The organism is Nocardioides endophyticus, assembly GCF_039543845.1.
In the GTDB taxonomy this organism is placed as follows: Bacteria; Actinomycetota; Actinomycetes; order Propionibacteriales; family Nocardioidaceae; genus Nocardioides; species Nocardioides endophyticus.
Window position 1 is genome coordinate 19,295 of sequence record NZ_BAABKN010000001.1, and the last position, 26,364, is coordinate 45,658.

The 26,364-nt window shown below is 66.3% G+C and carries 25 protein-coding genes and 2 pseudogenes; 24 read left to right on the forward strand and 3 right to left on the reverse strand.

Annotated elements, in window-relative coordinates; translation table 11 throughout:
• Window positions 1-29: 29 nt before the first annotated feature.
• From ABEA33_RS00090 to ABEA33_RS00195, 22 genes and pseudogenes are all read left to right on the forward strand, one after another.
• Window positions 30-1,241, forward strand: coding sequence for an FAD-dependent monooxygenase (locus ABEA33_RS00090; protein ID WP_345524450.1), 1,212 nt, complete (start codon window positions 30-32; stop codon window positions 1,239-1,241).
• 5 nt (window positions 1,242-1,246) lie between these two features.
• Window positions 1,247-2,164 (forward strand): maleylacetate reductase, encoded by a 918-nt coding sequence (locus tag ABEA33_RS00095; protein ID WP_345524451.1) that lies wholly within the window; start codon window positions 1,247-1,249, stop codon window positions 2,162-2,164.
• A 181-nt stretch (window positions 2,165-2,345) separates the two neighbouring features.
• Window positions 2,346-2,951 (forward strand): nuclear transport factor 2 family protein, encoded by a 606-nt coding sequence (locus tag ABEA33_RS00100; RefSeq protein ID WP_345524452.1) that lies wholly within the window; start codon window positions 2,346-2,348, stop codon window positions 2,949-2,951.
• A 176-nt stretch (window positions 2,952-3,127) separates the two neighbouring features.
• Complete coding sequence (locus ABEA33_RS00105) at window positions 3,128-4,801, forward strand: CocE/NonD family hydrolase (RefSeq protein WP_345524453.1); 1,674 nt, start codon at window positions 3,128-3,130, stop codon at window positions 4,799-4,801.
• Between the two features lie 102 nt (window positions 4,802-4,903).
• The gene (locus ABEA33_RS00110; RefSeq protein WP_345524454.1) at window positions 4,904-5,752 is read left to right on the forward strand and encodes an SDR family NAD(P)-dependent oxidoreductase; all 849 of its coding nucleotides are present in this window, start codon (window positions 4,904-4,906) and stop codon (window positions 5,750-5,752) included.
• 392 nt (window positions 5,753-6,144) lie between these two features.
• A complete protein-coding gene (locus ABEA33_RS00115) occupies window positions 6,145-6,342 on the forward strand; it encodes a CbtB domain-containing protein (RefSeq protein WP_345524455.1) in 198 nt (65 codons plus the stop codon).
• Window positions 6,343-6,359: 17 nt separating this feature from the next.
• On the forward strand, window positions 6,360-7,157 hold the full coding sequence (locus ABEA33_RS00120; protein ID WP_345524456.1) for a CbtA family protein: 798 nt from the start codon (window positions 6,360-6,362) through the stop codon (window positions 7,155-7,157).
• Window positions 7,158-7,623: 466 nt separating this feature from the next.
• A complete protein-coding gene (locus ABEA33_RS00125) occupies window positions 7,624-8,667 on the forward strand; it encodes an ABC transporter permease (RefSeq protein ID WP_345524457.1) in 1,044 nt (347 codons plus the stop codon).
• Window positions 8,664-10,223 carry a sugar ABC transporter ATP-binding protein gene (locus tag ABEA33_RS00130; protein WP_345524458.1) on the forward strand — a complete coding sequence of 520 codons (1,560 nt, stop codon included), beginning with the start codon at window positions 8,664-8,666 and terminating at the stop codon, window positions 10,221-10,223. The genes ABEA33_RS00125 and ABEA33_RS00130 overlap by 4 nt, the downstream gene beginning before the upstream one ends.
• A gap of 55 nt (window positions 10,224-10,278) precedes the next feature.
• On the forward strand, window positions 10,279-11,307 hold the full coding sequence (locus ABEA33_RS00135; RefSeq protein WP_345524459.1) for a sugar ABC transporter substrate-binding protein: 1,029 nt from the start codon (window positions 10,279-10,281) through the stop codon (window positions 11,305-11,307).
• A gap of 236 nt (window positions 11,308-11,543) precedes the next feature.
• A complete protein-coding gene (locus tag ABEA33_RS00140; RefSeq protein WP_345524460.1) occupies window positions 11,544-13,100 on the forward strand; it encodes an amidase in 1,557 nt (518 codons plus the stop codon).
• Window positions 13,101-13,167: 67 nt separating this feature from the next.
• Complete coding sequence (locus tag ABEA33_RS00145; protein WP_345524461.1) at window positions 13,168-13,527, forward strand: ArsR/SmtB family transcription factor; 360 nt, start codon at window positions 13,168-13,170, stop codon at window positions 13,525-13,527.
• 314 nt (window positions 13,528-13,841) lie between these two features.
• Window positions 13,842-15,050: an ABC transporter substrate-binding protein gene (locus ABEA33_RS00150; RefSeq protein WP_345524462.1), complete on the forward strand. Its 1,209-nt coding sequence runs from the start codon at window positions 13,842-13,844 to the stop codon at window positions 15,048-15,050.
• A gap of 68 nt (window positions 15,051-15,118) precedes the next feature.
• Window positions 15,119-15,949, forward strand: coding sequence for a nitrile hydratase subunit beta (gene nthB / locus ABEA33_RS00155; protein ID WP_345524463.1), 831 nt, complete (start codon window positions 15,119-15,121; stop codon window positions 15,947-15,949).
• Window positions 15,946-16,566 carry a nitrile hydratase subunit alpha gene (gene nthA / locus ABEA33_RS00160; protein ID WP_345524464.1) on the forward strand — a complete coding sequence of 207 codons (621 nt, stop codon included), beginning with the start codon at window positions 15,946-15,948 and terminating at the stop codon, window positions 16,564-16,566. The genes nthB and nthA overlap by 4 nt, the downstream gene beginning before the upstream one ends.
• Entirely contained in the window at window positions 16,563-16,934 is a 372-nt protein-coding gene (locus tag ABEA33_RS00165; protein ID WP_345524465.1) for a nitrile hydratase accessory protein, read from the forward strand. The genes nthA and ABEA33_RS00165 overlap by 4 nt, the downstream gene beginning before the upstream one ends.
• 217 nt (window positions 16,935-17,151) lie before the next feature.
• Window positions 17,152-18,024, forward strand: a complete 873-nt coding sequence (locus tag ABEA33_RS00170) for an enoyl-CoA hydratase/isomerase family protein (protein ID WP_345524466.1) — start codon at window positions 17,152-17,154, stop codon at window positions 18,022-18,024.
• 244 nt (window positions 18,025-18,268) lie between these two features.
• On the forward strand, window positions 18,269-19,348 hold the full coding sequence (locus ABEA33_RS00175; RefSeq protein ID WP_345524467.1) for a phenylacetaldoxime dehydratase family protein: 1,080 nt from the start codon (window positions 18,269-18,271) through the stop codon (window positions 19,346-19,348).
• Window positions 19,345-19,839: an ester cyclase gene (locus tag ABEA33_RS00180; RefSeq protein WP_345524468.1), complete on the forward strand. Its 495-nt coding sequence runs from the start codon at window positions 19,345-19,347 to the stop codon at window positions 19,837-19,839. Before ABEA33_RS00175 ends, ABEA33_RS00180 begins: the two co-directional genes overlap by 4 nt.
• Before the next feature lie 125 nt (window positions 19,840-19,964).
• A complete protein-coding gene (locus ABEA33_RS00185; protein ID WP_345524470.1) occupies window positions 19,965-21,497 on the forward strand; it encodes a class I adenylate-forming enzyme family protein in 1,533 nt (510 codons plus the stop codon).
• Between the two features lie 108 nt (window positions 21,498-21,605).
• Window positions 21,606-21,767: a hypothetical protein gene (locus ABEA33_RS00190; protein WP_345524476.1), complete on the forward strand. Its 162-nt coding sequence runs from the start codon at window positions 21,606-21,608 to the stop codon at window positions 21,765-21,767.
• A 17-nt stretch (window positions 21,768-21,784) separates the two neighbouring features.
• Window positions 21,785-22,416, forward strand: a pseudogene (locus ABEA33_RS00195) (IS630 family transposase); the annotation flags it as partial.
• Here ABEA33_RS00195 and ABEA33_RS00200 read toward each other — a convergent pair.
• On the reverse strand, window positions 22,399-23,010 hold the full coding sequence (locus ABEA33_RS00200; protein ID WP_345524471.1) for an adenylate kinase family protein: 612 nt from the start codon (window positions 23,008-23,010) through the stop codon (window positions 22,399-22,401). The pseudogene ABEA33_RS00195 and the gene ABEA33_RS00200 overlap by 18 nt on opposite strands.
• Before the next feature lie 187 nt (window positions 23,011-23,197).
• On the opposite strand from ABEA33_RS00200, the gene ABEA33_RS00205 reads away from it, so the two are divergent.
• Both ABEA33_RS00205 and ABEA33_RS00210 read left to right on the forward strand, forming a co-directional pair.
• Window positions 23,198-23,395, forward strand: coding sequence for a ferredoxin (locus tag ABEA33_RS00205; RefSeq protein ID WP_345524472.1), 198 nt, complete (start codon window positions 23,198-23,200; stop codon window positions 23,393-23,395).
• Between the two features lie 14 nt (window positions 23,396-23,409).
• The gene (locus ABEA33_RS00210; protein ID WP_345524473.1) at window positions 23,410-24,654 is read left to right on the forward strand and encodes an NAD(P)/FAD-dependent oxidoreductase; all 1,245 of its coding nucleotides are present in this window, start codon (window positions 23,410-23,412) and stop codon (window positions 24,652-24,654) included.
• Between the two features lie 13 nt (window positions 24,655-24,667).
• On the opposite strand, the gene ABEA33_RS00215 is transcribed toward ABEA33_RS00210, so the two are convergent.
• Window positions 24,668-25,762 (reverse strand): 2-oxoacid:ferredoxin oxidoreductase subunit beta, encoded by a 1,095-nt coding sequence (locus tag ABEA33_RS00215; RefSeq protein ID WP_425577268.1) that lies wholly within the window; start codon window positions 25,760-25,762, stop codon window positions 24,668-24,670.
• 41 nt (window positions 25,763-25,803) lie between these two features.
• Window positions 25,804-26,364 (reverse strand): annotated as a pseudogene (locus ABEA33_RS00220) (2-oxoacid:acceptor oxidoreductase subunit alpha); the annotation flags it as partial.

Genomic DNA, 26,364 nt, shown 5'->3' on the forward strand with positions numbered 1-26,364 from the left:
ACTGCCGCCAGGTGCCAAGGAGCTTCATCATGACCGCACGAACGTCCGACACGCCGACGATCGCCATCGTGGGCGGTGGCATCGGTGGTCTGGCGGCCGCCGCCTTCCTGCGCCAGGCGGGACTCGGAGCGACGGTGTACGAGCAAGCTCCTCGTATTGCGGAAGTCGGTGCTGGTCTGGTCGTTGCTCCCAACGCTGCGCGCCAGTTGCGCTCCCTCGGTGTGCTCGAGCAGCTCATGGAGAATGCCGTCCAGCTGGAGATCGGGTGGGAGTTCCGGCGCTGGCAGGATGGCACGGTCTTGTCCGCCGAGGACTTGGCGTCGTCTTGCGAGCAGCTGTACGGCGAACATACGTATACCGTGCACCGGGCCGACCTCTTGGAGGCCGTGAAGTCGCAAGTTCCCTCCGAAGACGTGGTGCTGGGTTGCGAGGGAGTCTCGCTGACGAACGACGGCGACACCCTGCGCGTGGACTTTGCTGACGGTCGATCCACCCGGGCTGACGTCGTCATAGGCGCTGACGGCGTGCACTCGATGGTCCGGGACGCGTTGTTCGGCCGTGCGCGGGCGACCTTTTCTGGCATCTGCGCCTTCCGTGCTCTCTTACCCGCCGACCAGGCGCCGGAGTTCGCGCGACGTCCTGCCCAGACGCTGTGGATTGGGCCTGATCATCACCTGGTGCACTATCCGGTGTCGGGCGGGAGATACATCAACTTGGTCGCCTTCGCTCCTGCGGGCGACTTCACCACGGAGTCGTGGACCTCGACCGCGACGGTCGACGAGTTCTTGGCCGAGTTCGACGGATGGGACCCGCGTCTGACCGACCTGATTCGCGCCGCAGGCGTTCCTGGTCGCTGGGCTCTGCTGGATCGCGCCCCTTTGGATCGGTGGAGCTCGGGGGGAGCGACCCTGCTCGGGGACGCGGCCCATCCGATGTTTCCGTTCTTCGCGCAGGGAGCCGCACAGGCTCTCGAGGACGCTGCAGTCCTGGCCCGTTGTCTGGCTGAGGGAATCGATGAACCGGCGGAGGCCCTGCGTCGGTACGAGGAAATCCGTATCCCTCGCACGACGAAACTGCAGACCATCAGTCACCAGCGGGCTGACGTGAACCATCTGCCGGACGGGCCCCAGCAGCGGCGGCGAGACCAGGCCTACGCCCAGGAAGATCCTCTGCGCGCGAACGCGTGGATCTACGGGTTCGATCTCGAAGCGTCGTTCGCCGAAACGACCCGCGTCCAGTGAGGTTCGTGCACGAGTCGCGCGCCCAGCGGGTCGTCTTCGCGCCAGGCTCGGCTCCCGATGCAGTTGCCAAGGAGGTCGCGGATCTGGGTGCGCGCCGCGTCATGCTCATCGCCTCGGAGCGAGAGTCCGTGCTTGCGGATCCGATCGCGACGATCTGCCCCGTGGTGCTTCGTCACGACGAGGTCGTGATGCATGTCCCGGTCGAGGTGGCCGAGCGCTCCCGAGCAGCGGCGTCGAGGAGTGGCGCGGATGTCGTCGTGTCAGTCGGTGGCGGGTCGACGACCGGGTTGGCCAAGGCCGTCGCACTCACCACAGGCCTGCCGATCGTCGCGGTCCCGACGACCTTTGCCGGGTCGGAGGCGACCGATGTATGGGGTCTGACCCGTGGCGAGACCAAGACCACCGGCGTCGAGGTGAAGGTCCTCCCTTGTTCGGTCGTCTACGACGCGACCCTGCTGCGCTCTCTACCGTCGGAGATGGCGGTGGCCAGTGGGCTCAACGCCCTGGCGCACTGCATCGACTCGATGTGGGGCCCGCGGGTCGATCCGATCGATCAGGCGCTGGCCGGCGAAGGCATCCGGGCACTGGCCGCAGGGCTTCCGCGCGTCGCTCACGGCGGTGCGTCGCTCGAAGGTATCGAGCAGACTTTGTACGGCGCTTACCTTGCAGCAATCGCCTTTGCCTCGGCCGGGTCCGGTATGCATCACAAGATCTGCCATGTTCTCGGCGGGATGTTCGATCTACCCCATGCTCAGACCCATGCGGTGGTTCTGCCCCATGTGCTGGCTTTCAACGTCCCCCACGCTCCCGACGCTGAGCAGCGCATCGCGAGAGGGTTCGCCTCGGATGGGGCGACCGAGGGACTCGCTCATCAAGAGCTTCGACCAGCAACCACCCGGCGCAGCGACGCCGGATGGGCGTGAGATCGATGGCACCTGGAGCACGGTGCGCTTCGACATCGTCCTGGCAGCTGGAGACTGATGACTTCGTCCTGCCCCGGACGATCGGAAGTACGAGTGGTTACGCCTTACAGGAGGTCTCGCGCCGAGTCAGCGGACGGAGGCCGGTCGCAGATGACGTACGGACGCGGACAAAGGAGCACTAGTGGGACGTGCACGATCACAGGACAACGCTGAGATCAGGCAGCTCATCGACAATTGGGCGATATGGCGCGACGCCGGGGACTGGGAGCGATTCGCAACGGTGTGGCACCCACAGGACGGGTGGATGAACGCAACTTGGTTCCAAGGGCCGGCGAGCGAGTTCATCAAGGTCAGCCGATCCGGATTCGAGAACGGTGTCAGCATCCTGCACTTCCTTGGCGGTCACACGGCCGATATTGCAGGGGACCGTGCAGTTGCGCAGACCAAGATGACGATCAACCAGCGCGCGTCGGTCGACGGGGTTGAGGTTGATGTGGTGTGCACCGGTCGCTTCTACGACTTCCTGTCGCGTGAGAACGAGCAGTGGAAGATCGTACGACGGCAGCCGATCTACGAAAAGGACCGGCTCGATGTGGTTAACCCGGCGATGATGCTCGATCTCGATCCCGTCCTGCTGGGCCGCTTCCCCAGCGGCTATCGACACCTGGGCTACGTCCAAACGAAGTCGGGGTTTGACGTCAAGGAAGGCCTCCCGGGCCTCACTGGAACAGCGGTCGAACGTCTGTACGCGGACGGTGCCCAGTGGCTGGACGGAACCGGGAACTGAAAAGGACCTGCATGACTCGGAGCTCTAGCAGTGAACCAGCCATGTGCCTGCATCCAGAGTTCGTCCAACGAACATCGCGTGGGTGGGGCCAGTCACAACGAACTAGTGTTGTCGACGTGAGTCGACCGCGCAGTTATCGGCCCACGGACATGGATTCCCACAACTGAGAAGGTTACATGTCGACGTACGAATACCGCTTCCGCCCGCCGAAGATGACCCCCGAGTCCCGTGGTGGCGCAAAGCCGAATCACAGGCTAGGCATCGAGGATGGCATGGTCGTCGAGCGTGACGTCCGCGTCGAGACGCGGTTCGGGGATGGCGTCTACCTTGACGTATACCGTCCGAGTTCTGATGAGCCGGCGCCGGTGCTGGTCAGCTGGATGCCGTACGGCAAGCACAACCCCCTGCCGATCCAGAAGATCTTCCCTGATTCCGGTGTAAAGGATGAATGGACCTCGAAGCACACCGCGTTCGAGAGCCCGGACCCGGTCTACTGGACCCAGCACGGCTACGCGATCGTCTTGATCGACCTTCCCGGCACGTGGAACTCCGAGGGACGTGCCACCTACTGCTCTCCCGAGGAGGCTCTGGCCTACTACGACCTGATCGAGTGGGCAGGCGTGCAGCCGTGGAGTAGCGGCAAGGTCGGGCTCTCCGGGGTCTCGTACCTCACTACGTCGCAGTGGTTCGTCGCCGCACTCAAGCCGCCACACCTGGCGGCCATTAACCCCTTCGAGGGGTGGAATGACACGTATCGAGAAGTCGTTCGCCACGGAGGAATTCCCTCTAGTTGGTTCTGGCCCTATCTGTGGGACAGATGGGGGGCGAGTCGTACCGAGATCGAGGACTTGGAAGCGGAGACCGCCGAGCACCCATTCTTCGACGACTTCTGGCGTAGCAAGGCGGCGAAGCTCGACGAGATCGAGACGCCTGCCTACGTGGTGGCGAGCTGGACTGACCAAGGCCTGCACACCCGGGGCACGCTCGAGGGGTTCAAGCAGATCTCGTCGCGCCAGAAGTGGCTAGAGGTGCATGGTCAGAAGAAGTGGGCCTACTACTACGACCCGGACAGCGTCGAGCGGCAGCGCACGTTCTTCGACCACTTCCTGAAGGGCGCTGACAACGAGTTATCCTCCTGGCCCCCTGTCCGGGTGGAGGTTCGCAGTCGCATAGGCGAGAGCGAGATTCGGACTGACCAGCAATGGCCGCTGCCGGAGACCGACTACCGTTTCCTCTATCTCGATGCGGCACAGGGGAGTCTCAACTGGGGGCCGGCAGCCGAGGTCAGCACCGTGGCATATGACGGCGCCGGGAGTGGGCCAGGGTCACATCGCGCGGAGTTCGAGGTCGTCTTCGACGAAGCAACCGAGCTCGTCGGGCACATGAAGGCAACACTGCACATGTCCGCTGAGAAGACGACCGAGATGGACGTGTTCGTCTCGGTCTGGAAGTTCGACGCAGCCGGTCAAGTGGTCACGTTCCCCTTCTACGGGAACTTCGTGGACGGCCCCGTGGCCCTCGGCTGGATACGTTCGTCCCATCGAGAGCTAGATCAAGAGAAGTCGACCCCGTTCCAGCCCGTACTCGCCCATCAGCGTCTACTTGATCTCGAACCGGACAAGCCCACTCGCCTCGAGATTGAGGTCTTGCCATCAGGGACGTCGTTCGCGGCAGGAGACCGACTTCGCCTAATCATCCAGGGGACCGATCTGAACCGCTATCCGAAACCGAAGGTCTTCGCCCGCCACGAGGACACGGTCAACGAGGGCATGCACGTGCTGCATACCGGAGGTCAGTACGACTCGCATCTCCTTATCCCAATGGTGACACGGCGGTCCGGCGATCTCTAAGTCGGGTGAGGCAGGGCTAGAGCTGCCGGTGAATGCTTGCCCTCGAGCTCGACGTGACGTCCGATGTCGTCCGCTACCCAAGTGTGTGACAGGAGATTGGAAGTGACAGTGAACGACGATGTGCGATCGCGGACCCTTGATGGCCTCTTCGACATCCGTGGCCGGGTTGCCGTGGTCACGGGGGGCGGAAGTGGCTTGGGCCGCGCTATTGCGCTCGTCCTTGCTCGCGCCGGCGCGCGCGTGACGTGCCTCGACGTTAACGAGCGGGGATTGCGCGACGTAGCCGATGAGTTGGCCATGGACGGAATCACCGTTCGAACGATGGTGGTCGATGTCGTTGACGCGGAGGAAGTACGACGCGCAGTAGCGACAGCCGCATCGGACGGGTCGGGAATCAACATCCTGGTGGCGAACGCTGGGATTTCTGCCGGTACCGGACCGATTCATCAGTCGGGGCGGCTTGCGGAGATTGATCTGGACCGGTGGAAGAGGGTTATCGACATCAATCTGGGCGGCGTGCTCAACACGCTGCGATCTGGAGTCGAGTTCGCAGACCCCGACTACACGCGGATCATGCTGATGTCATCGGTTTCCGGCATCCGAGCGGAGCCGCTCGTGGGATACGCCTACGCGGCGTCCAAGGCCGGCGTGATCGCGCTGATGCGCAACGCTGCACTTGAGCTCGCGCCTTCGGGCATCCTCGTCAACGCCATCGCACCCTCGGGGTTCACGACGAGCCTGGGAGATGGCAACGCCGTGAGGGACGGGATCGTGAAGCAGTTCGTGGGAGCCAGCGCGCTTCGCAGGCCGGCTCACCCCGACGAACTCCAAGGACTGGCCCTGTTCCTTGCCTCGCCCGCCTCCAGCTTTGTGACCGGGTCGGTCTTCACCATCGATGGCGGAGTGGCCGTCGACCGGTCTTCGTCCATGCCCTACGGTGGCGCGGAGTAGACGGACCGCGTGAGAAAGCCGAAGAACCGCTTGGGTCCGGTCCCTGTCACCAGCGCAGTTCGTTGAATGAAGGTCGGCTTGTTGCCTCGACAGGCAACATCAAAGGTGTGGCCGCCATCACTCGACCACGACATCGTTGGCACACGAGTTTGACGCGGCGAAGCGACGCACCCATCTTGACTTGGCCGAAGATGCGTGGTTAGTTCAATATGTCACCACAAGATGACATGTATAGGGATCGACCTGTCGACCCGAGTGCACGTGCGAGCAGCTGACTGGCACCTGCGCCGGGGCCCCGGGCGGACGCCAGTCCGGGGCCAATTGGCGTCAGGGCCGACTGAGCGCTCGACCGAACACCACTCGCCGACGCGACGCTCGAAAGGAGAATCGTCATGGCACACGCAAGAAGCGGTTCGACCGATAGATTCGGCGCCGAGGCTGCGGGAGCGCTCGCGCTCGCAGCTGTTGCCCTCCTCGCTGTCCTCTTCCTTGTGCAGGAGAACGGCCTGATCCTCAGCCACGAGGCGGCTCTCTACCTGCACGAGGTCACGCACGATGCCAGGCACGCCTTGGGGGTTCCGTGCCACTGAGTGCTGGGGAGCATGCCGTGATCGAGGTCAGTATCGGCTGCGCGGTCCGCCGAGGAGCTCTGGCTGGCGCCGTGGCTGGCGGCGTCGGCGCAGTGGTCATGTACGTCTTGGTTGAGCCGTCGATAAGGGCTGCGATTGCCATCGAGGACGCCCGGCATGAGGCCTCCCACACCGGGCTCGGAAAGGCCAGCCATCACGGCGGGGAGATCGTCACCCGCGGTCAGCAGGTTTATGCCGGCATGCTCACGGCTGTCGTCGTCGGAGTGCTCGTCGGGATCGCGTTCGCGCTGGTGAATCGGCACCTCGGTGACCGCATCGCCGGCACCGCCGCAGGGCCCGCCGCGCCCGTGGTGGTGGCGGCCCTCGGGTTCGTGTCCTTCACGCTCGCCCCGGCCGTGGTCCTTCCGGCCAACCCGCCGTCGATCGGCGATCCATCGACGGTCGGCGTGCGAACCATGGTCTATCTCGGCACCATCGTATGCGCCGTCGCACTCACGAGCGTGGTGGTCGCGCTCTCGCGCGCTCGGTCCCTCTCGCCCAGGAATCGGGTCCTGGCGCCGGCCCTAGCCGCGGTCGGTGCCGTCATCGTCGTGACGCTGGCCACCCCGAACGTCGCCGACCAGGTCCCGGGGGACGTTCCGGCGAGCCTGCTGTGGGAGTTCCGTCTCGGCTCGCTGGCCCAGATGGGCGCCATGTGGTTCGTGATGGGCGCAGGCTACGCATGGTTGTCGGCTGCTCCGGACCGAGGGCCTACCAGGCGTCGTGCCGCTCGTCGTGGACCCGCCGCCTCGTCATCGGCGCGGTCGGGAGCCTGATCGGTTGACGCGGAGCGGCGGCCCTCATCTGCACTTGTGCGACGGCTGCTGCTGCGGCAGTGCGCGCAAGCACCCAGACGTCGACCACACAGCGATCTCGGGCGTCCTCGAGGCCGTCGCAAAGGTCATCCGGGTCGACTGCCTGGGCGCGTGCGCCTACTCGAACCTCGTCGTCGTGAGCCCGTCGACCGAGGCCCGACGCGACGGGGCACGACCCGCCTGGGTGAGGCAGGTCAACACGGTCGGAAGAGCCGAGCTCGTCGCCGCGTGGGTGCTGCGCGGGGGCCCTGGGGCCAGCGAACCGCCGGTCGGGCTCGGCCCGGTCGCGTCCGGTCCGGAGCTCCGGAGGGCCGCGACTGCGCGTAGGGCGATCTCTAATGTGGATATGTCATGAAGTATTGACATAAAGGCGGGTGCGGCCTAGCGTTCAGGCGAAGTACGCGGGACTGCGACCGGAGGGCAGATGATGACCGAGGCATTGGCGAAGCCGACCAACGACCAAGAACCGTCCGACGCGTCGGCAGGCGGCGTTCGCTCGACGGCCGTGGGCGTCACCGGGCACGAGCGCCTCACGCGCTCGCTGGACTTCGTGAGCCGATGGGCGGTGGTCGGCGGGTTCGTGCTGCTCGTTCTCTACTTCGCGATCAGGACGCCCGACACCTTTCTCACCCCGGACACCCTGCGCACGGTCCTCGACCAGGCCGCAGTTCCGCTGATCCTCGTCGTCGGTCTGACGATCGTCCTCGCCGTGGGCGAGTTCGACCTGGCCTACACGTCCGTCGTTGGGTTTTCCGGCGCGGTCGTCATCGTCCTGATGTCCAGGGAGGGTTGGCCGGTGCCGATGGCCGTGGCGGCCGCGCTGGCCGGTGGTGCGATCGCCGGCCTGGCTATCGGGCTCGTCGTTTCACGGACGAGCGCGTCATCCTTCATCGTCACGCTGGCAGTGGGATCGGTTCTCACGGGCGTCGAACTGTCGATCTCCGACAACACCACGATCTACCAGAACGTCCCCGAGTCGTTCCGAGTCCTCACCAGGAACGAGATCCTCACGGTGCGCTGGCCGGTCTGGGCAGCGGCTCTGACCCTGGTGGTCGCGTGGTTGGCCATGCATCGAACGCGGTTCGGGCGCCACGTCTACGCCGTAGGCCAGAACCGGACGGCCTCCTTCCTCGCCGGAGTGCCCGTGCGGCGGCTCGTCGTGATCGCCTTCGTCGTGATGTCGGTCCTCTCGGTGCTTGCTGCCCTGATCCTGACGTCCCGGTCGGCCTCCTACTACCCCAACGCCTCCCAGGGCCTGCTGCTGAACACGTACGCGGCAGCCTTCCTGGGCGCGGCAGCCTCTCGTCGAGCGCGCTTCTCGGTCCTGGGATCCGCGCTCGGCGTCCTCTGGATCGTCACCCTGCAGGTCGGCCTCACGCTGATGAACGAGTCCACTGCCCTCGTGAACCTGATCCAGGGAGCCGTGCTGGCGGCAGCCGTGCTCCTGGCTGCGAGAGGGAAGCGCGCATGAGCGAGCAGGGCGGGGCGTCGGCCCGTCACGAGACCGGAGTCCTCATCGACGAGCCGATCCTCGTCTGTACCGGCGTCACCAAGAACTACGGCGGCATCCAGGCGCTGCGAGGCGTCGACCTCGAGATCCGAGCGGGCGAGGTCCACGGTCTGGTGGGTCCGAACGGCGCCGGGAAGTCCACGCTGATGAAGGTCGTGGCCGGAGCCGTCACCCCCTCGAGCGGGACGATCCATCTCGCAGGCGAGGTGGTCGAGTTCCACGACCCCCGCGATGCGACCGCACGCGGGATCGCGCTGGTGCCGCAGGAGCTGACGACCCTTCCGGAGATGACGATCGCGGAGAACATCACGCTGGGAGCCGAGCCGGTACGATGGGGTCTGTACCAGCGCGCCCAAGCGCAGGCCCGGGCGGAGCGCGCCCTGGCCGTCGTGGGGATCACCCTCGATCCAGACATGCCCGTCCAGCGGCTCAAGCCGCACTTCCAGCGCCTGGTGATGATCGCCACCGCATTCGACCGGGATGCCGAGCTCGTCATCCTCGATGAGCCGACGGCCGGCCTACCTCCGGACGAGGCCGCCACCGTGCTCGACGCGGTCGAGCGTCTGCGCGCGTCCGGGGTGGCCGTCGTCTACGTCTCGCACCACCTGTCCGAGGTGGCTCGCATCTGCGACCGCGTGACGTGTGTGCGGGAGGGTCGGGGTGGCGGGGTCCTCGAGCGCGCCCAGGTCACCAAGGATGCCCTCATCGATCTCATCCACGACGCGACCGGAGGCCCGGAGAAGCGGCCTACAGACGACACCCTGGCGCGTCGCACGAGCGCTGGTGCGCGTGCTGGGGGACCGGGCCACGACGCGCACGCGGCCGTGCTCCGACATGTGTCGAGCGCAGACTTGACCGACGTGTCCGTCAGCATCCGGGCGACGGGGGTCACTGGGATCGCAGGTCTGCTCGGCTCGGGCGCCAAGGACCTGGCCGGGCTGCTGGCTGGAGCGGTCGACCGCACCGACGGAGCGGTCCTCCTCAACGGCGTCGAGGTGACGTCGCTGACGCCAACGGTTGCCCTTGCGCACGGTGTCTCCTACCTGGCGGGCGATCGTTCGCGATCGGCGCTGCGAACCTCGACCATCAGCGAGAACGTCTCGATCTCGTCCCTGCGCGCGTGGTCCAGGGGTGGGTTCATCCGCAGCCGGTACGAGACGCGTGAGGTCCGTTCCATCCTGGAACGCCTCGGGGTCCGGGCATCCGGGACACGGCGTATCGGAGAGCTGTCGGGGGGCAACCAGCAGCGCGCGCTCGTCGGCAGGTGCCTCGCGTCCGACGCCTCGCTCGTCATCCTGGACGAACCCACCATCGGTGTGGACGTCGCGGCCCGCGAGGACCTGTGGTCCCTCGTGCGCGACATCGCCGAGTCACGAGCCGTCGTCGTCGCCTCGAGCGAGCCGGAGGAGCTCGTCGCCCTGTGCCAACAGGTCATCTGCGTGGCGAACGGACGCATTGTCGACGTCATCGAGCGGTCGCGCCTGTCCGTCGCCAACATCACCTCGGCGATCGCATAGTCAGCCCCACGTTGAAATGGAGACACGAGTGAGTAAGAGGAAAGTAGCGGCCGCCGTGACGGTGGCGCTCTGCATGGCCATGGCCCTGGCCCTGACCGGGTGCGGGTCGTCCGGTGGATCAGAGGGAGGTTCCGACGGCGGATCCGGGTCCGGCAAGCTCGGTTCGGGGAAGATCGGTTTCATCCAGTCTTCTGCCGAGTCGGAGAGGGTCGCCATCTGGTCCGACACGGCGGAGGCCGCGCTGGACCGGATCGGCTGGGAAGCCGTCATTATGGACGGAAAGGGAGATCCCGGCGTACAGGGATCCAGTGTGCAGGCGCTCATCGCCCAGCAGGTCGACGGCATCGTGCTGATGGCCGTCGACCCGGGTCCGATCAGGACGCAGTTGGAGGACGCCAAGGACGCAGGTATCCCGATCATTGCCGCGGCGCTGTCGACCGGAGGGCCGGGCATGGACCTGCTGAGCGCCAATTACGCGCCCGAGGACGAGGAATACGGCCGCGTGCTCGCCGAGTACCTTGCCGAGAAGGTGCCCGGGGGCGGCGAGTACGTGCAGATCGATCTGACGCCGATCTACGGGGCTCACCTAGCGATCGTCGGCGCTGCCCCCTTGCTGGAGGAGGCGGGGTGGAAGGAGGTCGGGATGGTCGATCTCGACCCGGCGAACCTCGCGCAGTCCACACAGGACGCAGCGGCCAGCCTCATTCAGGCCCATCCGAAGGCCAAGGTCCTCTTCAGCTGTTGCGACTTCACACCGGCTGCGACAAATGCCGTCCTGGCGGATGATCACCCCGATGTCATCCAACTGGCCCGCTATGACAACCCGAGCGCGTTGCAGCTCATCCGTGAGGGCGCGAACCTGGTGCTGTCGAACGCGAACGCCGACACCGGGATCCTGATCGCCATCGACCAGATCCTGGCGCACAAGGTGGACGGCGCGCCCATCGATCCCAAGGCAGCGGATGGTGCCTTCGAGTTCGAGGTGATCGATGCCTCGAACGTGCCACCGGAGGGGGAGACGCACTTCGACGTGGAGGCGCAGATCGACACCTACGTAACGAAGTGGGAGCAGCAGTACGAGTGAGCCGCGTCCCCTAACGCGGGGTGCCCGGCCTTCGCCGAGGCCGGGCACCTCGCGCCCCAGGAGCGTCCCCGGCGAGTCCGGTGAGACCGGACGATGCAGGTCACAAGCAGCGGTCCGGCAGATCGCTGCCGTGCCGGCTCGGTCGATCAGTCAACGCGTACGTGCCACGAGTGGCGGGTCCCTGAGCAGCCTCCGGCTGCTCTCCGTCGACCGTGGAGCCAATTGGAGGTAGTTCGATGCCCATGCGCCCACCGGCTTCCGCAGATCTCGAGTCGATCGCGCAGCGCCACGACCTGGGACTCGACTCCCAGCAGGTCACTGACCTCACCGCTGCGATTACTGCCTCGCTCGCGTCGTACGACGCGGTGGAGTTCCTCTACGAGAATTGCGCCCCGGTGGCGCCGACCCGGGAGTGGGACGAGCCCTCGGCGGAGGCCAATCCGCTCAACGCCTGGTACATGACGTGCGACGTGCGAGGTGCCCAGGACGGCCCACTGGGTGGGCGGCGATTCGCGATCAAGGACAACACGTCCGTCGCCGGCGTCCCGATGATGAACGGCTCTCGCATCCTCGAAGGCTTCACGCCGAGTCGAGACGCCACGGTCGTGTCGCGACTCCTGGATGCTGGTGGCACGATCGCCGGGAAGGCGACGTGCGAGGACCTCTGCTTTTCAGGAGGATCGCACACTTCGGCCACCGGCCCCGTGCTGAATCCCTGGGACAACACCCGTACCGCCGGTGGCTCCTCGTCAGGCTCCGCGGCGCTGGTGGCGGCCGGCGTCGTCGACGGGGCGATCGGCGGGGACCAGGGAGGATCAGTTCGCATCCCAGCCGCCTTCTGCGGAATCGTCGGTTTCAAGCCGACGCACGGCTTGGTGCCGTACACGGGTGCCTTCCCGATCGAACAGACCCTCGACCACCTAGGCCCCATGACACGTACCGTCCGCGGGACCGCAGAGATGCTCGACGCCATCGCCGGTCCGGACGGGCGCGACCCCCGACAGCCAGCGCAGATCCGGAAGATCCGCTTCGGCGCGGCGCTCAAGCGAGACTCCGCGGGCCTCCGCCTCGGCCTCGTGCGGGAGGGCTTCGGCCACGACAACTCCGAGGCGCGCGTCGACGCCGCCGTCAGAGCGGCCGCGGAGACGCTGGCCGAGGCCGGCCTCAAGGTCGACGAGGTCTCAATCCCGTGGCACGCGCACGGCAGTCAGCTCTGGGACGTCATCGCGACCGATGGCTCCTTCCGGCAGATGCTCGAGGGCAACGGTTACGGGATGAACTGGCCAGGCCTCTACGACCCGGAGGTGATAGAGCACTTCGGCAGGGCGTGGCGCGAGGACGCGTCGCGTTTCTCCACCACCGTCAAGATGGTCGCGCTCACGGCGTCGCACTCGCTCTCGCAGACGCATGGTAAGCACTACGCCATGGCGAGGAACCTCGTTCCCCAGCTGACCGAGGCGTACGACACCGCGTTCGAAGGGTTCGACCTGCTGCTCATGCCCACCGTGCCGATGGTCGCTCCTCCCATCCCCGAGCCGGACTGCGCGTTGGACGTGTACCTCGACCGGGCCCTGGGGATGCTGCGGAACACGGCACCCTTCGACGTCACGGGGCATCCGGCGTGCTCGGTCCCCACTCGCCACGACGGCGATCTTCCGGTCGGGATGATGATCGTGGGGCGCCGGTTCGAGGACGACACGGTCATCGAATTGGCCCACAACTTCGAGCAGATCGTGGGCGGCTTCGCCTCCCCGCCCTTCGCCCACGACGATCGAGCGCCCTCGTCCTCGTGAAGCCGGCTCGCCTCATGGCCATGTGTCTGCACATGTTGACTTGAGCGCCGTTGAGAGTAGGCTCCGCATGGTGAATTCACTGCAAGACACATTCGACGCTCTGGCAGATCCGACCCGTCGGTCGATCCTGCAGGACTTGGCGCAGCACGACGAGCTCACAGCTGGTCAGATCGCGGAGCGCGTCGACGGTGTGGGCCGGACGGCCGTGTCGAGCCATCTCCGGATCCTCCGGACGGCCGGGCTCGTCTCCGAGCGCCGGGAGGGCCGATACAGGTTCTACGCGATCGAGCCGGACGGTCCGGTGCGTGATGCCGTGGCAACACTGCACGGGATGCTACGCAGCGCAATACCGGCATCCGCGACAGCGGCAGGACAGGACGAGGAGCTTCGGCGCAGCAACGGGCGTAGCGAGGCTGTCGGGTCTTGATCCACTGAGGAGTTGACGTCTTGGCATCGATCGTTCTTGCCGCTCATGATGAGGTCTTCCGCACTCCTCGTGAACTGTACGAAATGTTCGGCAATGAGTCGGGAGCGAGCGGTGGGTGGCTGTTCGGCGCTCAGTGCGACGCAGTACGACCGGGTAACGCGGTCACGTTGGACCTCCCGCTCGGCAGCGATGTTGGCGATCGAGTCCAGTTACTCGGTCGGATCTCGCGCTGCGTCCCAGGACGCTTGATCGAGATCACCCATGACCAGCCGTGGCAGGGGGAGCTCCGCGTCAGTCTCCGGCGGAGCACCCCCATGGGCTCGCGGGTGGTCGTTACGGCCAGCGTCGACGATCAGGGCCTGGCGTGGCTGATGCATCGTCGTGGCTGGCCCCGATTGGTCGCGCAGGACCCCGGCGTCCACCGGATCGGCCTGTTGGTCAGCAAGAGCGGGCCCAATGCGGTGAACTCGATCGCGTGCGAGTACCTGGCTCAGATGGCCGTCGACGAGATCAACAGCGACGGGGGGCTGCGCGGCAAGCGAGCCGAGCTGCTGGTGGTCGACGACGCCACGGACCCCCACCGGGCATTCGTGGAGAGCCGACACCTGCTCGCCGCCGGATGTCGGGCGATCATCGCCAGTGTGACGAGCGCCAGCTTCGCGGCCGCCTGCCAGGGCGTCGGCGCCAGCGGGATCCCGATCATCCAGCCCCATCTCAACGAGGGTGGTCCCGAGACGACGTCGGTGTTCCGCTGGGGCGAGCGACCTTTGGCCCAGGTGCGAGCGCTGGCGCAGGTGGCCATGGAGAGCGCCGGCGGGCGCCGGTGGTATCTCATCGGCAACGACTACTGCTGGTCGCACGCTGCCCACCGTGACAGCAAGCGCGTGATCAGTGAGGCAGGCGGCCACGTCATCGCCAGCACTTTCGCGCGCCTCGGCACCCTCGACTTCTCGCGGGTGGTCGAGGACATCGAGCGGAAGGGGACCGAGATCGTCTTGTCGACACTAGTCGGCGCTGACGAGGTCGCGTTCCAGCGTCAGGCGCACTCGGCTGGCATCCGATCGCGGTGTGAGACCGTCTCGCTCACCATGGAGGAGGCCACGCGGGAGCGCGTCGGCGATGCCGCCGCCACCGGGATATGGGTGGCCTTCAGCTACTTCCAGAGTCTCGATGACCGTGAGGGTGACGAGCTCTCCTCCCGGTACCGCGCTCAGTTCGGGCAGCTGGCCCCGCCAATCTCCTCTTTCTCCCATGCCGTATACGAAGCGCTCATGAGCTACTCGGCGGCGGCTCGCCGCTGCCGGAATGACGACCCGATATCAGTCGCCAACCAGCTGCACGCTCCACGAGAGCGGATTGCTCGCCGGTCCGTCGCCTCACCCCCGCCGGACTTCGCCCACCCTGGCACGCTCCAGGTCGGGCAGGCCCGCATTGGTGGGTTCGCCCTCGTGGACCCTGCGCCCCCGGGGCGAACGACGCGCGGCCGAGCGCGGCGCTCTTCCTCCCCCCTCCGCGCTCTGTGACGTTTAGTCGACCCCACACGAGCGACGGTGGGATCGCGGGACGAGGAGCAGATGCTCGAAACAAGTGGATGCGTCTAGACCTATTGACGGATAGGCGATACGGTGATGCCGGCACCGCGGACATTCACGGGACCGCAGCGGTGCCCTCGGACGAACGAAGGAGCTTCAGGATGATTGGAGTGCACGACGTCGGTGGTTTCCACTATCCAGGCCCTATCGACACAGTCGACGAGGCTGTCTTCCATGACGACTGGGAGGGACGCACGATGGCCATGCTCCTCGTGGTCGGTCCACAGGGAAGCTGGTCCCTGGACGAGTTCCGCTACGAGATCGAGCTCATGCCGCCTGCGGAGTACCTCCAGACCGCATACTACGTGCACTGGCTGGAGTCGCTGGAGAAGCTCTGCGTCCGAGAGGGCTGGTTCAGCTCCGAGGAGCTCTCTCAGCGACAAGCGATGGTCCGACGCGGCGAACCGCTGCCGGAGCCTCCCGAGCCAGACCCCGACAAGGCCAAGGCGCAGTCTGAGGCGGCATGGCGCATCGCCTATCACGGAGTGGGTCAGCGAAGGCCCGACCTGCCTCGGTCGTTCAAGATCGGCGACCGTGTGCGTGCCCGACAGAGGTCCCACGCCGGTCACACCCGTCTCCCACGTTTTGCGTGGAACAAGCCCGGGGTCATCTGCGGCTACAGCGGGACCCACCCGCTGCCCGACACGATCTACAACAGGCGGGGCGACAACCCCGAGCCCGTGTTCGCAGTCCGCTTCGAGGGCGTCGACCTCTGGGGTGACGGTGCCGAACCAGGCACCAGCCTGACCATCGACCTGTGGCAGAGCTACATGGACCACGACAACAGCGGCAGCGATGTCGAGCGTGATGAGAAGGAGGCCCGCGGATGAGCGGAGACCACCACCCGAGTGAGCTCAGTGAGGGCGAGGTTCGATCGCGCGCTATCGAGTCCATCCTGCGCGAGAAGGGCGTCCTCCACGGCGCCGCCATCGATGAGATCATCGACATCTACACCAATGACATCGGGCCACTCAATGGTGCCAAGGCCATTGCTCGTGCCTGGTGCGACCCGGAGTTCAAGGACCGGCTCATGGCAGACGCCACCGCCGCTGTGCGCGAGCTCGGCATCGGGGGCTTCGAGTCCGAGCATCTGGTTGCGGTCGAGAACACCGACACCCTCCATCACGTCATCGTCTGCACGCTGTGCTCGTGCTACCCGTGGGCGGTCCTTGGTCTCCCGCCCAGGTGGTACAAGGACGCGCCGTACCGCGCCCGCGTCGTCCGGGAGCCGCGTGCCGTGCTCGGAGAGTTTGGAACCGAGCTGCCGGCGGACGTCGAAATCAGGGTCATGGACAGCAACGCCGAGGTGCGCTACTTCATCCTGCCGAAGAGGCCGAAGGGTTCGGAGGGCATGTCCGAGGAGCAGCTGGCAGGGCTCGTCACCCGTGACTCGATGGTCGGGGTGACCGTGCTGCCTGACCTTGAGCCGTCGGCGACGGCTCGATGATCATGCACAGCGCTGATCGCGAGTCCGGCGTGGGGGGCGGTGAGGTCGACGTCGACGTAAGCTCCCTGCAGGACGACGTCGCCGTCCCTCGCCGCAATGGCGAGGTGGTCTTCGAGTCGCCCTGGCAGAGCCGAGCGTTCGGAATGGCTGTCGCGCTGTGTCGCGATGGTTACTTCGAGTGGGATGATTTCCGGGCGAACCTGGCGCGTGCGATCGTTGACCGCGGCCAGGATGGCGTCGACGACTACTACCTGCGCTGGTTGGACGCCCTGGAGGCGTCCTTAAGTGGTCGCGGCCTCTACCAACGCGCTGAGCTAGAAGCGCGTGAGCACGAGTACCACGTCCATGCGCGGGATGAGGTCTTCTAACCCGGCGGCCCGTGGCCGATCATACGTCTATGAGTCTTGACTCATTGACAAAACTATTACTACAGTGCGACCCGCCGCTCGGTCCGGTCCCGCCGTTGGCGGAGGCTGGCCGTGACTGACAGCGCCATTGTCCCGATCCCTCGGGACGACTGACCACGTCGCCCGGGCGCACGCCCCCCACATGTCGAGCGGTCCACCGGATCGCAGGAGGTGTCCCATGGTGTCGTCGCTGAGGCCTTGCCTGAGTGAGTACTCGAGGAAGTACGAAAACGTCCGGCTGCATCGCGAAGACGGCGTCCTGCTCGTCACCCTGCACTCGGATGACGACTCACTGGTATGGACGTCGCGTTCGCACGACGAGCTCGCCTACTGCTTCACCGACATCGCCTGCGACCCGCACAACAAGGTCATGGTCATCACCGGGGCCGGGGACAGCTTCTGCGCGGACTTCGACTCCGACACCTTCCCGGTCGGGACGGCGTCGGAGTGGAGCCACATCATGTTCGAGGGCCGCCGTCTGATCAGCAACCTGCTGGCGATCGAGATCCCGATCATCGCTGCGATCAACGGGCCGGCGACCGTCCACCCCGAGCTCGCCATCCTTTCCGACGTTACTATCGCCGCTGAGACGGCCGTCTTCGAGGACTCCACGCACTTCCCACTGGGAACGGTCCCCGGCGATGGTGCACAGGTCGCCTGGTCGCACATCCTTGGCCCGCAGCGGGGCCGGTACTTCCTTCTGACGGGTCAGCGGATCTCTGCAGAACAGGCCCTCGCGTGGGGTGTCGTGAACGAGGTGGTCCCGCCCGAACAGCTGCTGCCGCGCGCCATGGAGCTGGCCCGGATGATCGCGGCGAAGCCACCCCTGGCGCGGCGGTACTCGCGCATCCTGCTCACCCAGGAGCTCAGACGGCTGATGCACGACCAACTGCAGGCCGGGTTCGCCCACGAGGCTCTCGCCGCACTCGACGGGGAGCATACCGTCGTCCCGGCGGAGGGGGCCGGCGTCGAGCCGTCCGGCGACCTGGTGAGCGGCGCCGTGACGCTTGGTCCGGGTGCGTACGGAATGTCGTCCGCCCAGGGTCGATAGAGGTGCCAGAGCTCACTCGGTCCGCTCTCCCCGAGCAGGGTGGAGAATCCGACGCCATCTCGTCAATAAGTCTTGACACGTGAACATGATGTGCGTAGGCTTCCGGCAGGTCGCGAGGGTCGCCTCACGAGCGCGCACAACCGTCCCCCCTCCCGAGGCAGGGACCCCTGGTCATGACGTGCATAGCTCGTCATGGCGGTGTACCACCTTCAGATGAGATTCGACATCGCTAGGAGACACACCTATGAGTGAGCACGACCAGCCGGTCTTTCCGGAGTCAGACGTCCCGCTCCGCGAGTTCGGGTACCCCGACGGCGTCGAGCACCTCGTCTACGCGCAGTTCGGCCTCCAGGCGAGGGCCGAGGGCCACGGGCCGCAGTTCGCCTCGCAGATGAAGGCGCTGTTCGGCGTGGAGGACGGACCGATCCGTGTCGAGCGCTGCCACGGGTGGGACGCCAAGGGCTTCCACGAGGACATCATGATGGCCTACTGGTTGAACCTGGACACCTTCGAGCGCTGGATCAAATCGCCCGACGTCGTGGCGTGGTGGGACGACCTTCCCGAGCAGGGCGAGGTGGGCTATTGGCGCGAGATCATGACGCCCGACGTCGGCAGGGTGAACTTCGCGGGCTTCGGGCTCCAGGCCGACCGGCTCGTGGGTTGCACGCACGCCATGCGGGCTGTTCCGAGCGACAAGTGGGGGTACTGGGGCGGGTATCGCGATCGGTTCGACGTCACGAGCTCGGGCGACCAGCTCGCGTCGGACATCGGTGACGAGCTGCCGCCGCCGGTCCACCAGGACACGTTCGGGCGACGCGTCAGCGTCGCTGCTCCCAACAACATCTGCTTCGTGCGCGAAGGCGTGGTCTCGACCTTCATCAGCTCGCCTGTCGAGCGCGCCATGTGGGAGGCGGAGGTCGAACCGGCCCTCGACAAGTGGGTGCAGTACCTCATCGACAATCCTGCCCTCAGCGGTGCGCTCAGCACTCGCCGGACGGTCGAACAGGACCTTGAGACGGGCGAGGACCTGGAGAAGTACAGTATCCTCTGCTACTTCCTCACCCTACGGCACCTCGAGCGCGCCGCCCGGACTCAGCCCTCCCACCTCGCGCTGTACAACACGTTCAGTGGCTTGATGGAGCAGTTTGCCGCGGAGGGAATCGTCCCCGAACTCCAGACCTGGGTCGACCAGCACGTTCTTCCCCGGGGCGCCCTGCGGCTCGACTACGTCAACTGTCACCCGCAGAGCGGCTTCCTGGGGTTCTTCCAGGCCGACGAGGCCGCCTCCGTGGTGGGCTCCGAGATCGGTGCGGTGACCGCATGAGCTACCGCCACAAGGCCGCGTTCTGCCGGTTCCTGGACCAGGCCCTGAACAACGGCCGGCTAGAGGTGATCGACGAGCTCTTCGCCGAGGACTTCGTCGGGCATTTCCCCGAGTGGAGCGAGCCCCGCGTCGGGCCTGGGTCGGTCGAGGATTGGGTGGAGACGGTGCGCCGCGGGTTCCCGGACGTGAACGCCCTGGTCGAGGGGAACTGGATGACCGCGGAGGTCGACGTCCACCACGTCGGCAAAGGTGTGACTGCGGATCGTCTCGCCGCCTACGTGGTGCTGCGTGGCACGCACCTGGGCGAGTTCTGCGGCATCGAGCCGTCGCACGAGCCGATCGAGGTGCCCCAGGTGCATCTGCTCGAGTTCCGCGGCGAGCAGATCGTCCGCGACGTGGTCGTCTGCGACCGCCTCGCCTTCCTCCCTGCTGCCAGCGCCGCACCCTCCCTGGAGTTCACGCACCCCAGGACCCCTTCGGTGCTGATCTAGAGGCCCGTTCGTCCGTCAGTTGCCTCGTGCGGTGTGCCGTCGTCCCACGACAGTGGGGGGCGGCGGCTCATCGTGCCTGCCCCGGCCACGAGCCGCGGCAGGTGATCCCGGCCAGAGGAGATCCAATGAACTCGCACGACATCCCGTTCGCGCACCTGTGGAGTCGCACCGTGGACCGCGACGGGACTCGCCCATTCCTCCTGTTCCGGTCCGACGACGGTGTGACGACCCAGTGGACGTACGCGGAGTTCGACCGAGTCGTGGCCCAGGTCGCGGGCTCCCTCCGTGCCCGGGGGGTCGGGCATGGCACGCCAGTGCACGTGGTGCTGCGGAACGCCCCGATCTTCGTGGCGACGTGGCTCGCAGTGGCTCGCCTGGGTGCATGGATGGTGCCGGTCGACCCGGCGTCGACTGCCCGGGACGTCGCCAGCCAGGTGCGCCGGATCCGACCGCAGGTCGCCCTGGTCGCGGCGTCCCGTGCGGCGGCGTTCCGTGAAGGTGCCTCGGGCGCGGTGCCGTGCGTCGTGGAGCTGAACGAAGATGCGAGCGACCTCGATCCGCAGGCGGAGATCCTGTCGTCCCCGCCTGTCACCGGTGCCCCGGTGAGCCCTGGCGATCGTCTGGCGGTGATGTTCACCTCGGGCACGACGTCGGAGCCGAAGGGTGTGGACCTCACGCAGGCCTGCTACACGACGGTCTCGCTCGCGATGGCCCAAGCGGCCCACCTCGCGGCACGTCACCGATGGTTCGTGTCCCTCCCTCTCTTCCACGCCAATGCCCAGTACTACTGCTTCGGTCCGGCGATCGCAGTCGGTGCGAGCGTCGCGCTGGTGGCGTCGTTCTCCGCATCGCGGTGGGTTGCGCAGGCCCGTGACCTCGAGGTGACGCATGCCAGTCTGTTCGCCTCGCCGATCCGGATGATCTTGGCGCGGACCCCCTCGGACATAGCGCCGCTCGCGTTGGAGCACATCTGGTTCGCACAGAGTCTCGGCCGCGAGCACCATGAGCTGTTCGGCAGCCTCGCGGGTCGCCTGCCGCGCCAGCTCTACGGCATGACCGAGACGTGCGCGATCGTCACCGCGGACGCGAGCGAACCCCCCGTCCACAACGTCATCGGACCAGCTGCGAACAGACGGATCTGCGTTGTCGACCCGTCGACCGGTCACGAAGTGTTCCCCGGGGAGGTCGGTGAGCTCTGGGTCCACGGCCAGCCCGGGCGCGATCTGTTCGCCGGGTACCTCGACGCTCCCGAGATCAACGCCCGCGCCTTGACCGCGCACGATGGTGGGTATTGGTTCCACACGGGTGATCTCGTCGTCCGGGACGCCGAAGGTGTCTGCACGTTCGTGGGCAGGATGGACGACGTGATCAAGGTATCGGGCGAGAACGTGAGCCTGACCGAGACGGAAGCGGCGTTGGCGCAGGCTCCGGGCGTTCTCGAGGTCGCGGTCGTGGCTCAGCCAGACCCCGTCCGGGATCAGGTGCCGGTGGCGTTCATCGTGGCCCACGACCGCGCGAACCCACCCGACATGGACGAGTTGGAGGCCTGGGCCGCCGAGAACCTGGCTCCAGCCGCCCGGCCTCGTGCCTGGAATCTCATCGACGAGCTGCCGCGCACCAGCGTCGGCAAGGTTCGCAGGTTCCAGATCCCGCGCTGAGCGGGCGGACGCCGGCACCACGGGCGCATGCCCGTGTCGAGGGAGAAGACGCGCTCCAAGCTCCGCGTGGGAAGTAGCGATACGTTTCTTGGGGTGAAATCTTGAGGCATGGAGAATCGCGGTGCTGCGGCGTTGCCGCTGCGAGAAGGTGGTCGCGAGCGGTTGGAGGAGTTGCTGCGCTCGCGCGGCGTGCGCGCAGGGCTCGCGCAGCGGGCCCGGATCGTGCTGTTGTCGGCCGATGGGATGAAGAAGGCCGAGATCGCGAGCTGACCGGCGCCTCGCGAGTCAAGGTCGTCGACGTGGTGGGGCTGTACCTGAACCCGCCGCAGAACGCGGTCGTGCTGTGCGTGGACGAGAAGTCGCAGATCCAGGCGTTCGACCGGTGCTGCCCGGGCTGATCGAACGCCGCTCCCATGACTACGTCCGCCACGGCACCACGACACTGTTCGCAGCCTTGGCGTTCGCAGCCTTGGAGATCGCGACCGGTAAGGTCACCGCCGGACTCAAGCCGCGGCACCGCAACCAGGAGTTCCTCGCGTTCCTCAAACAGATTGAGCGTGCCTACCGCTACGTGGTCGAGGACGACGGAGAGCCAGTCGAGCTGCACCTGGTGATGGACAACTACGCCGCGCACAAGCACAAGAACGTCCGCGACTGGTTGGCCGACAACCCACGCTTCGTCGTGCACGTCACCCCGACCCGCGCCTCCTGGATGAACCTCATCGAGGTCTGGTTCTCCCTCATCGAACGCCAAGCCATCCACCGCGGCGTCTACGGCTCGGTCAAGGACCTCAACACCAAGATCCGCACCTACATCGACAGCTGGAACGACCGCGCCCACCCGTTCGCCTGGACCAAGACCGCCGACCAGATCCCCAAACACACGAAACGTAACGGAACCTCAAATGCGGGGCATTAGTTGGCGTGTCTGTCGGCGGCCCTGATGTTCTCGGCGCCGGATCGCTGTTCGCGCACGAGGACAACTATCCGTCTGGTCACGTCGGACGGCACGCCCGCACCATCGACCTCGACCGCGAGCGCACGCGTTCGGTAGATGTCGACAAGTGGGTCGGTCTCCACTGCGTACAGGGCAAGTCGGCGATGAATCACCGCCTCCGTGTCGTCGGTGCGGCCCCTCCGTTGCCGAACGCTGCCGAAGTCGGTTCACGATCGACCCGAGATCAACAGACAAGGCGACGACAACGTCAATGCCCACCCCGAGGGACGACAGCATGATGTCCAACTCTTCGACCTGCGCAAGAGTTCGCGGGTACTCGTCCAGGAGGAAGCCGTCGCGTGCGTCGGCCTCCTGGAGTCGAGCACGCACCATGCGATTCGTGAGGCTGTCCGGGACGTACTCTCCGGAATCAAGGAACGTTCGAGCCTCGCGGCCGAGGTGGGTGGATTCGGCGACGTTCCGCATGAAGATGTCACCGGTCGATATCGCAGAGAACGCCAGTTCGCGGCTGAGCGCAGCTGCCTGTGTGCCCTTGCCGGCTCCGGGTGGACCCATGAGAAGAACTCGCAAGATGGACCTCTCTGTCGACGAGCTGGATCGAGCGCGGTTGAGGAAAGCTGAAGGCTCTGCGGCGCGGCGATGGCGAGGACGGTGCAGCCCTCCTGGTTCTTGTGGCGGACCGCGACGCCATCAGTTAGTTTAGCCACGGTTAAAAAATATGTCGCGGAAGGAGTGAGTGGCAATGGACAAGATCGTCGTCGACCGCGAGCGCTGTGGTGGCCTGGGTGTTTGTGAGTCCCTAGCGGGCGCGTACTTCGAGACGGACGATGAAGGTGAGTTGGTGCTGCTGCGCGACGAGGTCGAACCGCATGACCGGGACGCAGTCGAAGAGGCGGTGGCCAGCTGCCCGACAGAGGCTCTGAGAGTTCACCGCGTATGAGCACCGTAGATCGCGTGACCGGGGCTGCGCCGTTCGTCGTGGTCGGCTCGTCGCTTGCTGGCCTGCGAGCTGTCGAGGCTGCTCGACAGGTCGGCTACAGCGGTGAGATCGTTCTGATCGGCACGGAGCACCATCTCCCGTATGACCGACCGCCGCTGTCGAAGAAGCTGCTGGAGAAGGGCTCCTCGGACGGCCGAGTGACGCCGCCTCATTTCCGTGATGCCGGCTACGTGCAAGACGGTCTGCAGGTCACGGTGAGGTCCGGGGTGCCAGCTGTCGCGCTCGACACTGACGGCCGGTGCGTGATCCTGGCGGATGGCAGCGCGGTGCGCTACGGCTGTCTTGTCATCGCGACCGGGGCACGCCCACGACAGCCGTTCGATTCGGCCGGTCAGCTCAGCGGTGTGCATGACTTTCGGGTTCACGAGGATTCGCAAGCAGTCCGTGCCGGCTTGGAACGAGGCGCGCGAGTCGCGATCATCGGTGCCGGACTCATCGGGTCCGAAGTGGCCTCGAGCGCGCGCACCTGGGACGCAGAGGTGACCCTTGTCGAGGCGCAGGAAGTTCCACTCGTGCGAGCCTTGGGCGCTACTGTCGGGAGTGCTGTCGCCGATCTCCACGAAGAGAACGGAGTCCGACTCCTGCTCGGGGCGTGTGTTGCTTCATTGGAGGGGGTTGGGGCCGTCGAGGCCATTCGGCTGGATGTGGGAACGAGGATCGCGAGCGATCTTGTCGTGACCGCAATCGGAGTCGATCCGGAGACGGATTGGCTGCGTGGGTCCGGACTGCAACTCGACAACGGCATAGTGTGTGATGCAAACCTGTGGACTGGAGTACCAGGGGTCTTTGCGGCGGGCGACGTAGTTTCCTGGCCCAACGGCCAGTTCGGGCGACAGCGCCTCGAGACTTGGACGTCAGCAGCCGAGCAGGGTGCCGTTGCAGCGAAGAATGCCCTTGACCCGGCTACAGCCCGCGCCTACACGACGACCCCGTACTTCTGGTCGGACTGGTACGGGAACCGCTTGCAGTTCGTCGGCTCTCCAGTCGCCGACGAGGTTCAATGGATCGAAGGAGGCGTAGGCCAAGGCCGGCGTGCAGTCGCCCTCTACCGGAGAGCGGATCGCTGTGTCGGGGCGTTCGCCCTGAATGCCCCGGGCGAAACGATGAAGCTTCGCGCGCTAGTCGGACGTGGTACGTCCTGGCCGGAGGCCATTGTTTTCGCGGAGAGCAGGGCACGCAGCTACCTCGCTCGTCAATAGTGGGGCTCGGTCCTCACACGAGGGTCCAGGTGTCGCCGCCGCCGATGAGCTTCGCGAGCCGCTCGCTCGGGCTGCCGGGCGTCGCCTGCCGTGCGGAGGCGATCTGACCGCGGGCGCCGTCGTCGTAGGTCGGGCGCTCGACTTGGCGGAAGATCCCGATCGGGGACTGGTTGAGGTAGCCGGAGTCGGTCAGTCGTGAGATGGCGAAGGCCATGGTGGGGTCGGGGTTGTGTGCGTTGTGGACCAGCAGCATGTCTTCGGCCGCGTCTCCCAGGTCGGCGACGTCGACGATCTTCACGCCGCCGGTCTCGCTGTCGCGGATCAGGCCCTTGGACCCCTCCCCAGAAGACGACGGAGTGCCGAACCGGATCGGCTCGCCGTGCACGAGCGGGATGATGGCGTCGGCTTTGGTGTCGGGGTTCTTGATGGCGTCGAACGCGCCGTCGTTGAAGATCGGGCAGTTCTGGTAGATCTCGACGATCGAGGTGCCGCGGTGGGCGGCTGCGGCGGACAGCACGGAGGTGAGGTGCTTGCGGTCGGAGTCGATGGTGCGGGCCACGAACGACCCTTCGGCGCCGAGGGCGAGGGAGACGGGGTTGAACGGGTGGTCGAGTGAGCCCATGGGGGTGGATTTGGTGATCTTGCCGGCCTCGGACGTGGGGGAGTACTGGCCTTTGGTGAGGCCGTAGATCCGGTTGTTGAAGAGCAGGATCGTCATGTTGACGTTGCGGCGCAGGGCGTGGATGAGGTGGTTGCCGCCGATGGAGAGGGCGTCGCCGTCACCGGTGACGACCCAGACCGAGAGGTCCTCGCGGGCGGTGGCGATGCCGGTCGCGATCGACGGCGCGCGGCCGTGGATCGAGTGCATGCCGTAGGTGTCGAGGTAGTAGGGGAACCGGGACGAGCAGCCGATGCCGGAGACGAAGACGATGTTCTCGCGGCGCAGGCCGAGCTGGGGCAGGAAGCCCTGGACGGCCTTGAGCACGGCGTAGTCGCCGCAGCCGGGGCACCAGCGGACCTCCTGGTCGGAGGTGTACTCCTTGCCGGTCTGGGGCTGGTCGTTGGTCGGGACCAGCTCGACTCCTGATCGCAGGCCGGGGAAGGGCAGGTTCTCGGCACCTGTTGGCTCGGCAGCTGTTGACGTGGTGGTCACTTGCTCGCCTCCTCGGCGATGGGGGCGGGGGTGAGGTCGACGGTGATGCCCTCGGCTTCGGCGACGAGGCCGCCGATGGCTTCGGCGAGGGCGGCTGCCTTGATGGGCATGCCGTTGACCTGGTTGTAGCCGATGGCGTCGACGAGGTACTTGCCGCGCAGCAGCAGGCTGAGCTGGCCGAGGTTCATCTCGGGGACGAGGATCTTGTCGTACCTGTTGAGGATCTCGCCGAGGTCCTTCGGGAACGGGTTGAGGTGGCGCAGGTGCACTTGGGCGACCTGGTAGCCGGCCTTGCGGACCCGGCGGCAGCCGGCGCCGATCGGGCCGTAGGTGGAGCCCCAGCCGATCACGAGGACCTTCGCCGTGCCTGCTCCGGGGGGGCCGGAGGGGCCGTCGACGACCAGTGGCGGGAGCGAGTCGGCGATCCGGTCGACCTTCGCCTGCCGGGTCCGGACCATCAGGTCGTGGTTGGCCGGGTCGTAGGAGATGTTGCCGTGGCCCTCGCCCTTCTCGAGGCCGCCGATGCGGTGCTCGAGGCCGGGGGTGCCGGGGATGGC

What these genes read in the sequence shown, in the direction of transcription:
- ABEA33_RS00175 (WP_345524467.1), top strand. Translation starts at nt 18,269, where the DNA reads ATGAGTGAGCACGACCAGCCGGTCTTTCCGGAGTCAGACGTCCCGCTC.
- ABEA33_RS00190 (WP_345524476.1), top strand. Translation starts at nt 21,606, where the DNA reads ATGGAGAATCGCGGTGCTGCGGCGTTGCCGCTGCGAGAAGGTGGTCGC.
- ABEA33_RS00165 (WP_345524465.1), top strand. Translation starts at nt 16,563, where the DNA reads ATGATCATGCACAGCGCTGATCGCGAGTCCGGCGTGGGGGGCGGTGAG.
- ABEA33_RS00150 (WP_345524462.1), top strand. Translation starts at nt 13,842, where the DNA reads ATGGGCTCGCGGGTGGTCGTTACGGCCAGCGTCGACGATCAGGGCCTG.
- ABEA33_RS00185 (WP_345524470.1), top strand. Translation starts at nt 19,965, where the DNA reads ATGAACTCGCACGACATCCCGTTCGCGCACCTGTGGAGTCGCACCGTG.
- ABEA33_RS00170 (WP_345524466.1), top strand. Translation starts at nt 17,152, where the DNA reads ATGGTGTCGTCGCTGAGGCCTTGCCTGAGTGAGTACTCGAGGAAGTAC.
- ABEA33_RS00105 (WP_345524453.1), top strand. Translation starts at nt 3,128, where the DNA reads ATGTCGACGTACGAATACCGCTTCCGCCCGCCGAAGATGACCCCCGAG.
- ABEA33_RS00145 (WP_345524461.1), top strand. Translation starts at nt 13,168, where the DNA reads ATGGTGAATTCACTGCAAGACACATTCGACGCTCTGGCAGATCCGACC.
- ABEA33_RS00115 (WP_345524455.1), top strand. Translation starts at nt 6,145, where the DNA reads ATGGCACACGCAAGAAGCGGTTCGACCGATAGATTCGGCGCCGAGGCT.
- nthB (WP_345524463.1), top strand. Translation starts at nt 15,119, where the DNA reads ATGCGTCTAGACCTATTGACGGATAGGCGATACGGTGATGCCGGCACC.
- ABEA33_RS00200 (WP_345524471.1), bottom strand. Translation starts at nt 23,010, where the DNA reads ATGGGTCCACCCGGAGCCGGCAAGGGCACACAGGCAGCTGCGCTCAGC.
- ABEA33_RS00180 (WP_345524468.1), top strand. Translation starts at nt 19,345, where the DNA reads ATGAGCTACCGCCACAAGGCCGCGTTCTGCCGGTTCCTGGACCAGGCC.
- ABEA33_RS00140 (WP_345524460.1), top strand. Translation starts at nt 11,544, where the DNA reads ATGCCCATGCGCCCACCGGCTTCCGCAGATCTCGAGTCGATCGCGCAG.
- nthA (WP_345524464.1), top strand. Translation starts at nt 15,946, where the DNA reads ATGAGCGGAGACCACCACCCGAGTGAGCTCAGTGAGGGCGAGGTTCGA.
- ABEA33_RS00205 (WP_345524472.1), top strand. Translation starts at nt 23,198, where the DNA reads ATGGACAAGATCGTCGTCGACCGCGAGCGCTGTGGTGGCCTGGGTGTT.
- ABEA33_RS00130 (WP_345524458.1), top strand. Translation starts at nt 8,664, where the DNA reads ATGAGCGAGCAGGGCGGGGCGTCGGCCCGTCACGAGACCGGAGTCCTC.
- ABEA33_RS00125 (WP_345524457.1), top strand. Translation starts at nt 7,624, where the DNA reads ATGACCGAGGCATTGGCGAAGCCGACCAACGACCAAGAACCGTCCGAC.
- ABEA33_RS00090 (WP_345524450.1), top strand. Translation starts at nt 30, where the DNA reads ATGACCGCACGAACGTCCGACACGCCGACGATCGCCATCGTGGGCGGT.